A 14,231-nucleotide genomic window follows, 5' to 3' on the forward strand; every position below is an offset into this window, starting at 1 on the left:
ATAATTCAGTAATTAAGGATGCCTTCAGTAGCAGAACAGTTAAACAAGATAGTTGATAAAACCGAAAGGTTAATTGAGCTTTGTGCTGCTTTACAGGAGGAGAATGACCTGTTGAAGCTGGAGAGTGAGGCGCTTACTGTTGCACTTGATGMAAGTAAAAATAAGACGAAAGATCTGGAAGAAAAGCTTCGTGTATTGAAACTTGCAAAATCATTTTCAGAAACAAATGAAAAAAGTGTTGACATTAAGCAAAAAATTAACGACTTTGTGCAAGAAATAGATAAGTGTATTGTATTATTGAAAAAATAGTACAAAAAGTGAAAAGCTCAAATGGGAGAAATCTCAATAAAAATAAATATTGCTGACAGAGTTTACCCCTTAAAGGTAAACATGGAAGAAGAAGAGATAATACGCAGGGCGGCCAAACTAATTAATGATCGGATAAAAGAATATCAGGAAAATTATGCGGTGAGGGATAAGCAGGACTTGCTTTCGATGTGTGTGTTGCATTATGCCACATCATCGTTAAAGGCAGAGAAGAAGGTGAACAACGAAGATACCGATGTTGCCGAAAAGGTGTACCAGTTAGACCACATGCTGAACGAATTTTTTTCGAAGTAATAAACGTTCTTTACATAACATACAGAGCACATTTAAGATTTAACCGCAGTTAAATTTTAGGTTTCACTATTAAAAACTTAACGCTTCAATATGAGCGGATCAAAGAGGCATGCGTTACTACAAGTATTAGCGTAACCCATGATTCCAATATCCGAAATGAGGTTTTTAAATACATGATACTTAAAAATTAGTTGCGGTTTTTTTATATACATACATACCCAATAAACCTAAAATGGACATATTACTATACGGAATAATCGGGCTTTTGCTTGGTGCCTTTATCGGTATCGCAATCGGCCGCTTCCTGTTAAGGAAGCTTTTTAAAGACCAGGAGACGTCGGCACAAAATAAAGTGAAGAAAATATTAAAAGATGCCGAAAACAATGCCGAGATCCTGAAGAAAAACAAGTTGCTTGAAGCCAAAGAGAAGTTTTTGCAAATGAAAGCAGAACATGAGCAGGAAGTAACCAACAAAAACAACAATATTAACCAGCGCGAAAACGGTGTAAAGCAAAAAGAGCAATCATTAAACCAGCGCCTGGAGAACATGAACCGCAAGGAAAATGAGCTGGATAGCACCCGCAAAAACCTGGAGAAACAAACCGAAATTGTTGTTAAAAAGCAAGAAGAGGTTGATATCCTGAAAAATTCGCACCTGCAACAGTTGGAAACCATTGCCGGCCTATCGGCCGAGGAGGCTAAAAACCAGTTGGTTGATAACCTGCGCGAGGAAGCCCGCAGCAAGGCCATGATCCAGATTAAAGACATTGTGGACGAAGCGAAACTTACCGCTACTAAAGAAGCTAAAAAGATAGTTATTCAAACCATTCAGCGTACTGCTACGGAGAGTGCTATTGAAAACACGGTATCTATTTTCAATATCGAAAATGACGAGATCAAGGGCCGTATCATCGGTCGCGAAGGCCGTAACATTCGTGCATTGGAAGCTGCCACAGGTATCGAAATTATTGTTGACGATACCCCGGAAGCCATCATCTTATCTGGCTTTGACCCGGTAAGGCGCGAGATTGCGAGGCTGGCCATGCACCGTTTGGTAACAGACGGCCGTATCCATCCGGCACGTATCGAGGAGGTGGTTGCCAAAACCAAAAAGCAAATTGAAGAAGAAATTGTTGAAATAGGCGAACGTACCGTGATAGATCTTGGTATTCATGGTTTACACCCTGAGCTGATCCGTATGGTAGGCCGTATGCGTTATCGGTCATCGTATGGGCAAAACCTGTTACAACACTCGCGCGAGGTTGCCAACTTCTGTGCCACCATGGCTGCCGAATTAGGCTTAAACGTGAAGATGGCTAAACGTGCAGGCTTATTGCATGATATTGGTAAAGTGCCTGATGATAACCCGGAGCTGCCACACGCTATTTTGGGTATGCAATTGGCCGAGAAATATAAAGAGCATCCTGAAGTGTGTAACGCCATTGGAGCCCACCATGATGAAATCGAGATGACCTCGATGTTATCGCCTATAATCCAGGCTTGTGATGCTATTTCGGGTGCCCGCCCCGGTGCACGCCGCGAGGTGGTTGAAAGCTACATTAAACGCTTAAAAGAGCTGGAAGAACTGGCGTTATCATACCCCGGTGTCGAAAAAACATTTGCTATCCAGGCCGGTCGCGAACTGCGGGTGGTTGTTGAAAGCGAAAAGATAAGCGATGCACAATCAGAAGTTTTGGCGGCAGATATTTCAAACCGTATCCAAACCGAAATGACTTATCCGGGCCAGATAAAAGTTACCGTGATCAGGGAAACCCGTTCGGTTGCATTTGCTAAATAGTTTTTTAATAAAAAATCAATACAAACCCTTTCGGCTTATACCCGGAAGGGTTTTATATTTGTACCGTGGCCAGCAAAAAAACAGTAAACAATAAAGGCGGGGCGCAAGCCGATGCCAAAGCTAACGAAAGTATTGCCCAGCAATACATTAACAGGTATGCACTAAGTCACCAGGATCCAGCTAACCAGGTGATACATTATATATGTGTGCCATTGTTAATGTTTAGCATATTTGGGTTGCTATGGGCTATTCCTTTTCCTTACTTTAAATTTTTAGGGACCTATAATGGTTATTTTAACTGGGCGTCATTTGCCATTGCTGTAGCGGTCTATTATTATCTGCGTATATCGCCGCTTATTTCGTACACCATGTTGTTCGTATTGTTAGGGTTTAGCTATGTTATCATGACGCTGTTAAGCTGGCAAGCAACAGGCGGCCCCGCCATGTGGCTGGTGTGTCTTATTATTTTTATTCCCTCGGCCGTCCTGGTATTAATTGGCAACACCCGCGAAAAAACTTTCGCCCAATACGGGCTTAATTTAAAGTCGTTACCCGTAGCCCCCGTTTACCTTGTGTATATGCTTTTAAAGAAGTTCGGTATTAATAGCTGATATATTTAAATTATAGTTAATGTTAACAGTTGGGTGTAAATATAATCTTGTGTTAACATTGGGGTAATATTGTAGCGCAACCTTTGTGTTCAAAATAAACACAAATGAAAAAGTTATACTTTATCCTTTTATCACTGCTCATTATTGGGGTTGCTAATGTTGCCAATGCGCAAATTACCACCTCGTTAGTAAGCGGAAAAGTTACCGACCAAAAAGGCGCTACGCTTCCGGGGGTAACTATTACAGTGCTTAACACAAGTACAGGTACACGCTATGGCGCACAAAGCAATGGTGATGGCCGGTATACAATTGCCAACGTTAATCCGGGTGGTCCATACACTATCACTGCTTCTTTCATCGGCTTTAAAAAAGATGAAAGAACAGATATTACTTTAAGTTTAGGTACAACAACCTTAAATTTTGCCCTTGCCGATGAAACCACAACTTTATCGGAAGTAAAAATTAAAGGTACTGCAGGCGGCACCAAAACAGGTGCAAGCACCCGCATTAACCAAAACCAAATTAAAAACCTGCCTTCAATTAACCGTAGCCTGCAGGATTTAACCCGGTTAACACCACAAAGCAATAACAACTCTTTCCAGGGAACCAACTATCGTTACAACAACGTAACCCTTGATGGTGCCATCAATAACGATGCAATTGGTTTTAGCCCATCATTAGGAGGTCAAAACAATGCTTCGGGCCAGGTTGGTAGCAGTACCCGTACAAGCCCGGTATCTTTAGATGCTATCCAGGACGTTCAGGTATTGGTTGCTCCTTATGATATCAAAATTGGTAACGTATTAGGTGGTAGTATAAATGCGGTAACCCGTAGCGGTACAAACGATTTTACCGGCGCAATTTATGGTTACGGCCGTGGTTCCTTTTTAGTAGGTCCCAACAATGCAGCAGCCGCTGCCGGTGGCGATGGTTCAAAACTGCCAACAAGTTTCCATGATTACCAAACAGGTATCCGTTTAGGTTTCCCTATCATTAAAAACAAATTATTCTTCTTCACCAACGAAGAAATTGCCCGTCGCCAGGATCCTGTTATCCGCGGTGCCGATGCAAGCGGTTCAAGCCAGATCCTGAGCTTGCAAGATGCTCAGAATCTTACCACTGCTTTCAAAAGCTTTACAGGTGGTTTAAGCCCCGGTACTTATCAAAATACCTCTATCTACTCGAAATCAAACAAATTCTTTAACCGTTTAGATTGGAATATCAACGATAACAACCAGTTAACTATCCGTAATAATACCATTTCATCTACGGCTACTAACCTGGAGCGCGATCAGCAAAACTTCCGTTTTGGCGGTATTGATTATGTATCTCATAACAACTCAACTTCAACAGTTGCCGAGTTAAAATCAAGGTTTTCAAACAGCGCCAGCAATAGCTTGGTTATTGGTTACTCAAACGTACATGATTACCGCGATCCTACTTCAGATCCATCGTTACCACAAATAGAAATTACAGGCCGCACACCAGGTACTACCATATTTATGGGTACCGACCGCGAGGCTGCTATATTTGATATGCACCAAAAAACTGCTGAGTTTACCGATAACTTTACTTTAACAAAAGGTAAACACACATTTACATTTGGTACTCACAACGAGTTTTATAACATCACTTATAACTTTGTTAACTCATGGAACGGCCGCGTTGCTTACAGCAGCATCGAGAACTTTATTAACAACGTTCCGTCACGCGTTCGTGCAAACTTTAACTATACCAACAACAGCCGCGATTATATATTAGCCAATCCATCTGCTAAATTTAATGTGGACTTGTTGAGCTTATACGGCCAGGACGAAATTCAGGTTACTGATAACTTTAAACTGACTGCTGCTTTACGTTTTGATTATGCAGGCATACCTAACAAACAACCATTGAGCAGCAAAACAACCAATGCCGCCAGTGATTTGAACTACGGTAATACCTTTACTTATACCAAGCCCCGCGATATCAAACAAAATTATTTGAGCAACGTTGAAATAAACCCACGTGTATCATTTAACTACGATGTAAATGGCGATCAAAGCCTGATTATCCGTGGTGGTAGCGGTTTCTTTACAGGCCGTGTACCGTTTGCATGGTTTGGTTACGCGTTTTATAACAACGGCGCAACTTATGGTGCTTATGATAGCAAAGCAGCTCAAAAGGCAGGTACAAACCCGGTTTCTACCTCGGCAAATGGCCGTTTAGATTATGTTAACGCACAGGGCTTTAACACTGCATCTACCGGTGCAACCCAGGTAGATTTAATTGACAACAATTTTAAAATGCCACAGGTTTGGAGAAGCAGCTTAGCTTTTGATTACACAACCGACGACCAGTGGAAATTTACTTTGGAAGGTATTTACACCAAAACCATCCATGACCTGAAATTCCAACAGGTAAATACCAAGGATAGCGTAACTTACTATACTTACGATACGCAAAAACAACAACCAATATTTGTTAACCAGAAAGTTAGCTCATCATTCACCAATGCTTATGAGTTATCAAACACAAGCCTTGGCTACCGTTACAGCATTACTGCACAGGTAGGTAAAACCTTTCCTTTTGGCTTAAGCGGTAATGTTGCTTATACCTATGGCCATTCAAAAGATGTTACCAATGGTATCCGTAACTCAATGGAATCAAACTGGCAGTTAAACCAGGCTTTAAATCCTAACAACCCGGGTTTAGCCAATTCAAACTTTGATATCCGTCACCGTATCGTATCAAACCTTAACTTAAGGCACGATTGGGATGCTGCTAAAAACTATACTGCAAACTTTACCTTCTTCTTTAGCGCACAATCTGGTAACCCTTACACTTACGGTTTTTACCCAAGCGCTATCGACGGAACAGGACAACAAGTTAGCTTGGCTTACATCCCTAAACAAGGCGAAACTGTTAACTTCTTTAGCGATATAGTAGGTGGTAAAACTGCTGCCGAGCAAGCTGCAGCTTTTGATGCCTTCATCGATAAAAACAGCTACCTGTCATCACGTCGCGGTAACTTTACCCAACGTAATGCAGCTTTCACGCCATGGAATAATCAATTAGATTTCCGTTTTTCTCAAGACTTTAAATTTGGTGGCAAACACAAACAGGTTATTACTTTTACCTACGATATTGTTAACCTTACCAACTTGCTGAACAAAAAATGGGGTCAGTATTATTTCTCGGCCAATACATTCAACTCAACTTCAAGTATTGGTTTAGCTCCAAAAACTACTCCATCATTTGCTAATGCTGCAACAACTTATCCTAAATATACATTCCAGGATCCTGGATTGCCATATTCGGTTGATTTGTTTGCTTCACGCTGGCAAATGCAGTTTGGTATCCGTTACGGATTTTAATAACCAAACAACATAGTTAATATTCAAAACGTCCCTGCTGGTTTATCCGGCAGGGACGTTTTTTATTTTTGCAAACCTTGCGGGCATATTTTTTAACCACCAAAATTATTTATATTTTCGGCCCGAAACCTTATTACAACATATGTATCTAAATTATTGCCGCTATTACCGGCTCTGCAAAATTATTCCCCACTTTCCAAAACTCCTGTTTTTATTTTTTATCCTTAATTCATTTGCCGCGAAAGCCCAGTTCTCATACGGCGAAAGTTCGCAGAAATTTGGCGTAGGCATTAATGCCGATTATGATATGCCCGCGGGCAGCCTCAAGTATACGTATAAAGCCGCCCCAGCTTATGGCGTAAGCTTTTATATTTTTGATGAAAACTGGACTGCCAACGTAAGTGCCGGTTATCGTGTTTATAAACCTAAGCAGGATGTTTTTTATTATGCGGTGGGCGACAACGATTATGGAACCGCTACTTATAGTAACTTCAGGAGCTATATGTTTTACTTGGGCGGTGCTTACAACCTGGAGATAAGTGATGGCTTCAAAATTTTTGCCGGGGTTAATTTGGGAGCTTATCAAACAAAATTTAGCTCGCATTCGGTTGATGCGACCCAGGATAACACCAACGACATTGAGGGCGAACAGCAAATTTACGGTGCGCCTAAGGCCGGCATTAACCTAAGCTTTGGCGAAAATATTCAGCTTAGTATACAAGGCTCCTATAACTTTTTTGCTGCCACCGGGCGCAGTGATTATTATAGTCGCACCGGCACTTTATACAAATCAATATCAACCGGCGCAGGCTTAATTTATAAATTTTAATGATGAAAAATATTTACCTGGTTTTTATAGCGTTGTTGATTACATCCGTTACCGCCTGCCAAAAAGATGTTAACCCATATATTACCAAAGCGCAAGTTGATAAAATTGATAGTATACGGCACCCGGCTATAAAAAATGTTGCTTTTATTTACAATAACGAAGTTTACTTTTTAGCCGATTTTGCAAACAAACCACAGAAAATTACGAACAACGGATCGACTAAGAAGTTTATCAGGATGTCGCACGATCATGCCAAATTTGCTTACAAAAACGTAGCAGGATCTATTGATATAGTTGATAAAACGGGTAAACTGATGGCATCATTAACGCAATATAATGATATTCGCAACTTTGACTGGAGCGCCGATGATAAAACCCTGTACATTATCAATAGCGATAATGTAGCATTTTACGGGCCGGCCATGAAAGTGCCCGCAATAATTTATTTTACCGGTTATTACGATTTTATATCGGCTGCTGTATCAAAAAACGGCGACCTGGTGTACCTGCTGCGTAAATATAACTTTGATGCCCTTGATCAGTACGAAATGGTGATAAGAAAGGCAAGCGGCGGCGATCCTGTTTTTTACAGGGCTGAGGAGTCGGGCTTACCGCCCATGGCTACCATTAATTTTGCGGCTAACGGCATGGATATGGTACTCGGTTTTGAAGGCCCGGGTGACGATGTATCAAACGTTTACCTGTTTGATAACATGGCCCAGTACCCAACTTATAAATTCGGTTTTAATTCTATAAGCACACCTGCTTACCAAAGTAGTATTAAATATATGCTTGGCGTGTATGATGATGATGCCGGAAATCATTTAATAGGCGCGGTTTATTTGGATACCGATATTAAGGATAATAACAAAACCTTTGCAGGATATGCAGGCGTAAAATATCTGGATTGGAAATAGCAATAAAAAAATCTCAGTAGTGTTGTTAAGTCGCAAGTTCTAAGTCGGAAGTCTTAAGTTGATTTTTTTGACTTAGAACTTCCGACTTAGAACTTAAGACTGAAAACTTAAACTATAAATTTTTACCCAGTTTTTCCAATATATCCTGTGGCACCTGCTCCAGGTCGAGCACCAGGAAGCCATCAAGGCAATCGGCAAACTTAGGATCGATATTAAAGCTGATGATCTTGGCATTAAGCGCGATGTACTGGCGCAGCAATACCGGCACTTTCATATTACGCGTTTCCACCTCCGATATCAGGTTATCAAGCCCTTTAAAGCTGTCTTCGCCGGCCATCAACAAGTCGGTGTCGATGCTCGAAAAATCAACTTTGAATTTTTTGCGTGGCTTCACATACTGCGCCAGTTCATGGTCAAAATGGTTGCGGTTGATATAGTCGACAATGAGCGATTTGGAGAATTTAGAAAATGAGTTACTGATGCTTACCGGTCCTATCAAATAACGGTACCTGGGGTTATCAATCAGGAATTTGAGGATGCCTTTCCAAAGTAAAAATAGTGGTAGTGGCTTGGTCTGGTATTCCTTGCGGATCCATGAACGGCCAAGCTCCAGACTTTTACGCAGCACCGGGGTAAACTGGGCCTTTAACTTAAACAGTTCGTTAAGGTAAAACCCCGTTTTGCCTACGCTATAAAAAATCTCATCACCTAAACCAATACGGTAAGCGCCAACTATAAGTTTGGCCTCAAAATCCCAAATAAACAGGTGGTTGTAATAAATGTCGTATTCATCAAGGTCGATAGCTTTGTTGCTGCCTTCGCCAATTTCGCGGAAGGTTATTTCACGCAGGCGGCCAATCTCGCGGATAACATTCGGGATTACCGATGTAGGTACTATAAATACTTCGTAGTTCTTTTCTACCCATATCCTATAGTTATCGCGCAGCGGGGCAACCTCTTTTTCAAGTATATCCACACTTATTTCGGGCACAATATCCTTTGGCTGCCGTTTTATTTTAAAAAGGTTACGCGGGCTAAAAATCTTTTTTTCCTCTTCAAGCCCGGTGCCTAAAGCGTAGGTACGGGCACGTAAAAAATTAAGCAGTTTGGCGCTGTTGTTATAGTCGGGCACATCCAATACATTAATGGGTTTGCCTATGCGTAGTTTAATGGTATGGCCTTGCTTGTTAAATAACTCCGATGGTAGTTTGGCCGTGCGCAGGGCTGGGTGTATCATACTAAGCAGGTTAAACAATAAGCCGTTGTTGCCATGGAAGTAGATAGGTATAACAGGCACTTTTGCCTTCGCGATAATTTTACCTACTACGGGGTGCCATAAACGGTCGGTTACCTGTTGTTGCTCTACTTTAAAGGTAGATACCTCGCCGGCCGGGAATATACCTATCGGCGTTCCGTTGTTCAACAACTCGAGCGTGTTTTTAAGGCCGCTGATGCTTGATGAGTGCTCAACATTTTCAAACGGGTTTACGGCAATAAAAAAATCGCTCAGGTTGGGGATCTTTTTAAGCAGGAAGTTGGCCATTAGTTTGGCGTCGGGCCTTACTGTTAATAACATTTTTAACAACACCAGTCCCTCAATGCCACCATAGGGGTGATTGGCTATGGCAATAAAGCTGCCGGTTTTGGGAATATGCCTCAGGTCGCGCTCATCAAATTCTATATCGATGCCGCATCCTGCTAATATAGCGTCGATAAACTCGATGCCCTGTTTGGGCTGGGCCTGGGCAAACAGTTCATTAACCTGGTTAATTTTCATTATTTCCATCAACAAAGCAGCCAGGCCAGGCATTTTCAGCTTATCCAGTTTAGTGGCTTTGGCAAACTCTTCGGTGGTTATTACTTTCATTTTTTAGATAGATGAATTAATTGTCAAATAGGTATCCTGAAATTTTTATTAATTTACGGTTGATAATGCTGTAAATGAAAACACCTGTAAAAAACTATCTTTCGGTAACCAAAAAAGAATGGAACGGAATGGTAGTGTTGATTATTTTAATAGCATTGATTTTAGCTGCGCCATACGCGTATCAAACCATCCGCAAAGATAATACAATAAATTTTAAAGAGTTTGATAAAGCCGCTGCAATGCTCAGCAAAACAGACAGTGCAGGCCCGGCATCAAGTGGCCCGGTAAGTCGTAGTAATGCCTTGAAAACTAAGCTATTTACGTTTAATCCCAACAATTTACCAGAGGCCGATTGGGAGAGGCTGGGGTTGAGTGCAGATCAGGTTAAAGTCATAAAAAACTATGAGGCCAAAGGCGGCCGGTTTTATGCCAAAGGCGATGTTAAAAAGATATACGTTATAACTGATGCTGATTACCAACGGCTTGAACCCTACATAAACCTGCCAGCCACCGATAATTACACTAAGAAAGCAGCGTCCGGCGAAATTATAGAAATAAACGGTGCCGACTCGGCTAAGCTGACCATGATCAGGGGCATTGGCCCCTCATTTGCCAGGCGTATTATCAGGTACCGGGACAGGCTCGGCGGTTTTTACAGTAAGGAGCAGCTGAAAGAGGTATTTGGTATAGATGCAGGCAAGTATGCCGAAATTAAAAACGGCATTGCTGTAAACGGCAGCCATATTACCAGGCTTGATATCAATAAAGCCACCTTCGACCAACTGCGGCGCTTCCCTTACTTAGGCTTTAAGCAGATAAATGCGATAATAGAATACCACAACCAGCACGGCGATTATGAATCGGTAGCCGATATGAAAAATATTGCCATACTTGATGACGGAATTTTGCGTAAAATTGGGCCTTATTTAGTTTTTAAATGATTACCGAGCAAATAAAGAAAGCCATCCGCGATATTCCTGACTTCCCGAAGCCGGGGATAATATTTAAGGACATAACCCCCATTTTGAAAGACCCTGCCCTTTGCGATAGTATTATTAATGCTTTTGTGGAGCAATTGAAGGGTACCAAAATAGATGTGATTGCGGGGATAGAGAGTCGCGGGTTTTTATTTGGACTTACGCTGGCTTCTAAATTGGGCGTTCCCTTTGTGCCAATACGTAAGGCAGGCAAGCTGCCATATACCATAAAGCGCAAGGCCTATAAACTGGAGTATGGCGAAGCGGTAATTGAATGCCACACGGATGCCTTTGAACCCGGCCAGCACATCCTGATCCATGACGACCTGCTGGCTACCGGCGGCACTGTAACAGCTGCCAGCGAGCTTATTGAAGAGATGGGCGGCATAGTAGCCGGTTTCTCGTTTGTAGTGGAGTTGGGCTTCCTGAAAGGCCGGGAGCGGATAGCGCCAATAAGCGATACGCTGGTGGTATTGGCGGAATATTAACTTTAAAGTATCAGGTAGTTGGTATCAAGGTCAAATACTCAATAGTTAGGGAAAACGTCTCATAGTTGGGTTAACATAACTTAACACATTTTGGATGTGTATTAGGTTAAGTAATTGATAATTAATATGTTGCTATTTTTTCATGGTTAACATTGAAATGCTGTTTTGCGCAATTTAAAGTATCCAAATGCTTGTTCCTGTGCCGTCTAAAACAGGCGCTAACGTGAGATAAATCTTTTACCGAAATGAGGCAATACGAACAAAGGTATCATTTGATGCTTATTGTTGCTTAAAATCATCAACTTGTTCTGGCAGCTATCATCAGATGGGGGACCGTAGCCTGTTCCCGGTTCAGGCAATCTTTGCGTTAGGGATCGGCGCGGATACCGGCCAGCGTGATTAAGGCCTGTGCAGTATGAGCAAAGAGCCCGGTCGCAGGCAACGCCCTTGTTAAGTATCAAGTAGTTAGTATCAAGTATCAAGACTTTTTGGACTGGTAAACCTCACAGTTAATAATTTTATAAATGACAAAAAATAAAATTTAAAACACTCCCCAAAAAAACGAAAATGGGCATAACTGAATAGGAAAATAGCTACTAACGGGCAAAATAGCTGTGTTGTTTAAATATTTGGTAAAAATATTTTCGTCCTCTTTTCTCACCTAAAAATAAGCCTGTTTCAACTAAAGCTACTATTCATACCGTATACCATTTTGTACTATGTTTACCCGGTATTTTGGATGAAACTTTACCCATACTTAAATCGTTTATTTGTATAACCAGTTATATAAATTAGTATGGAAACCTTATTTACAGACGATCCTACAATGCATGGATTCGACTTTTCTACCAGTGAAAATCAGCGTATGGTGGGCCAGATGGCTAAAGATTTTGCCGAACGCCACATTAAACCTCATGTAATGGAATGGGACGAGGCACAACACTTCCCCATTGAATTGTTTAAGCAATTAGGCGAACTGGGCATGATGGGTGTGCTGGTTCCTGAACAGTACGGTGGCTCGGGCTTTGGTTATTTTGAGTACGTAACTGTTATTGTAGAAATTGCCAAGGTTTGCGGGTCGATAGGGTTATCGGTAGCCGCGCATAATTCGCTTTGTACCGGCCACATCCTTGCCTTTGGCAGCGAAGAGCAAAAAATGAAGTGGCTGCCCAAACTGGCTACCTGCGAGTGGCTTGGCGCCTGGGGTTTAACAGAAGCCAACACTGGCAGCGATGCCTTAGGAATGAATACCACCGCCGTTTTAGATGGCGACCATTATATAGTAAACGGATCAAAAAACTGGATTACCCATGGCAAAAGCAGCAATGTGGCCGTAGTAATGGTGCGCACCGGGGCAAAAGGCGATTCGCATGGTATTTCGGCGCTGGTTATTGAAAAAGGTACGCCCGGTTTTACCCATGGCAAAAAAGAAAACAAGCTGGGCATGCGCGCATCTGAAACTACCGAACTGATATTTGATAATTGCCGCGTACCTAAAGAAAACCTGCTGGGCGCTGAAGGCGAAGGCTTTAAACAAGCCATGAAGGTTTTGGATGGCGGCCGCATTTCTATAGCAGCTTTATCATTAGGTATAGCTAAAGGTGCTTTTGAGGCCGCCGTAGCTTACTCTAAAGAGCGCAGGCAGTTTGGGCAGCCGATAAGTAATTTCCAGGGCATTGCTTTTAAACTGGCCGATATGGCCACCGAGATAGAGGCATCTGAATTATTGATTATGCAAGCCGCCGACCTGAAAAACCGCCACCAGCCAGTTACCAAACAATCGGCCATGGCCAAATACTTTGCATCAGAAACAGCAGTACGTGCAGCCACCGAGGCGGTACAGATTTTTGGCGGTTATGGCTATACCAAGGATTTCCCGGTTGAAAAATATTACCGCGACGCCAAACTATGCACCATAGGCGAGGGCACAAGCGAGATCCAAAAGATTGTGATAAGCAGGGAGATTTTAAGATAGTATCAAGTAGTTAGTATCAAGTATCAAGATTTTTTTGAATGCCGGGTGTTGGGTTTTTACTTCAATGCTTGGCATTTAACATTAAATAACGGTTGGAAACAATCTTGTTGATCTGTTAATGGTTGTTTCGCATCAAAATTGGTTTTATGATCCAGAGGATCAAAAGCTTTGTAGAAACCAGGGTAAATCCTATTTTAGAGCTCCAGAGGAGCTCAACTTAAATCACAATGGCTGCAAATAATACATATACCCAATTATATATCCATTTTGTATTTGCTGTTAAATATCGTGCTGATTTACTTAATGAAAATTGGGATGGACGCTTACGATTGTACATGGCCGCGATTATTCAAAACAATGGACATAAAATGATCGCCATAAACAATATGCCCGACCATATGCATTTGTTTATCGGTTTAAATCCCAAACAATCAATTGCCGATTTGATGAAATGGTAAAAAGCGATTCATCGGAATGGATCAATAAAGAAAATTTAACAATCGGCAAATTTCAATGGCAAAATGGTTACGGCGCTTTCAGCCACAGCCGGTCGGAAGTTGATAATGTGGTTAAGTACATAATCAACCAACAGGAACACCATCAAAAGAAGTCTTTTTTAGTTGAATACCGGCAATTGCTAAAACGTTTTGATATAGATTATGATGAGCAATATATTTTCAAATTGCCCGAATAATTGTAAAAAAGTTGCGTACCATTATCGGATAGATGGTGCTCCTCTGGAGCACAGAAAATTGTTGCGTTTTTTCTACAAAGCTTTTGATCCTCTGGATC

The 14,231-nt window shown here is 41.7% G+C and carries 11 protein-coding genes and 1 pseudogene; 11 read left to right on the top strand and 1 reads right to left on the bottom strand.

Annotation, left to right across the window (positions count from 1 at the left end; all coding sequences use genetic code 11):
• Window positions 1-18 precede the first annotated feature (18 nt).
• The 7 genes from AC1DV1_RS24015 (at window position 19) to AC1DV1_RS24045 (ending at window position 8,132) form a co-directional block, all read left to right on the top strand.
• Window positions 19-309: a hypothetical protein gene (locus AC1DV1_RS24015; RefSeq protein ID WP_477364664.1), complete on the top strand. Its 291-nt coding sequence runs from the start codon at window positions 19-21 to the stop codon at window positions 307-309.
• Between the two features lie 21 nt (window positions 310-330).
• Entirely contained in the window at window positions 331-621 is a 291-nt protein-coding gene (locus AC1DV1_RS24020) for a cell division protein ZapA (protein ID WP_090642882.1), read from the top strand.
• 232 nt (window positions 622-853) lie between these two features.
• Window positions 854-2,419 (top strand): ribonuclease Y, encoded by a 1,566-nt coding sequence (gene rny / locus AC1DV1_RS24025; protein WP_477364667.1) that lies wholly within the window; start codon window positions 854-856, stop codon window positions 2,417-2,419.
• A gap of 65 nt (window positions 2,420-2,484) precedes the next feature.
• Window positions 2,485-3,030 (top strand): Mpo1 family 2-hydroxy fatty acid dioxygenase, encoded by a 546-nt coding sequence (locus AC1DV1_RS24030; RefSeq protein WP_477364670.1) that lies wholly within the window; start codon window positions 2,485-2,487, stop codon window positions 3,028-3,030.
• Between the two features lie 104 nt (window positions 3,031-3,134).
• A complete protein-coding gene (locus AC1DV1_RS24035) occupies window positions 3,135-6,386 on the top strand; it encodes a TonB-dependent receptor (RefSeq protein ID WP_477364673.1) in 3,252 nt (1,083 codons plus the stop codon).
• Between the two features lie 142 nt (window positions 6,387-6,528).
• On the top strand, window positions 6,529-7,215 hold the full coding sequence (locus AC1DV1_RS24040; protein ID WP_477364676.1) for a hypothetical protein: 687 nt from the start codon (window positions 6,529-6,531) through the stop codon (window positions 7,213-7,215).
• Entirely contained in the window at window positions 7,215-8,132 is a 918-nt protein-coding gene (locus AC1DV1_RS24045) for a hypothetical protein (RefSeq protein ID WP_477364679.1), read from the top strand. Before AC1DV1_RS24040 ends, AC1DV1_RS24045 begins: the two co-directional genes overlap by 1 nt.
• A gap of 112 nt (window positions 8,133-8,244) precedes the next feature.
• Here AC1DV1_RS24045 and AC1DV1_RS24050 read toward each other — a convergent pair whose 3' ends face one another.
• On the bottom strand, window positions 8,245-9,999 hold the full coding sequence (locus AC1DV1_RS24050; RefSeq protein WP_477364682.1) for a lysophospholipid acyltransferase family protein: 1,755 nt from the start codon (window positions 9,997-9,999) through the stop codon (window positions 8,245-8,247).
• Between the two features lie 74 nt (window positions 10,000-10,073).
• Here AC1DV1_RS24050 and AC1DV1_RS24055 point away from each other — a divergent pair, with 74 nt between their 5' ends.
• The 4 genes and pseudogenes from AC1DV1_RS24055 (at window position 10,074) to tnpA (ending at window position 14,133) form a co-directional block, all read left to right on the top strand.
• Window positions 10,074-10,940 (top strand): ComEA family DNA-binding protein, encoded by an 867-nt coding sequence (locus tag AC1DV1_RS24055; protein WP_477364685.1) that lies wholly within the window; start codon window positions 10,074-10,076, stop codon window positions 10,938-10,940.
• On the top strand, window positions 10,937-11,464 hold the full coding sequence (locus AC1DV1_RS24060) for an adenine phosphoribosyltransferase (protein ID WP_477364689.1): 528 nt from the start codon (window positions 10,937-10,939) through the stop codon (window positions 11,462-11,464). The genes AC1DV1_RS24055 and AC1DV1_RS24060 overlap by 4 nt, the downstream gene beginning before the upstream one ends.
• 796 nt (window positions 11,465-12,260) lie before the next feature.
• Window positions 12,261-13,439 (top strand): acyl-CoA dehydrogenase, encoded by a 1,179-nt coding sequence (locus tag AC1DV1_RS24065; protein WP_477364693.1) that lies wholly within the window; start codon window positions 12,261-12,263, stop codon window positions 13,437-13,439.
• Window positions 13,440-13,666: 227 nt separating this feature from the next.
• Window positions 13,667-14,133, top strand: a pseudogene (gene tnpA / locus AC1DV1_RS24070) (IS200/IS605 family transposase).
• The last annotated feature ends 98 nt before the right edge of the window (window positions 14,134-14,231 follow it).

The sequence above is a fragment of the Mucilaginibacter sp. P4_D1 genome (assembly GCF_056401935.1).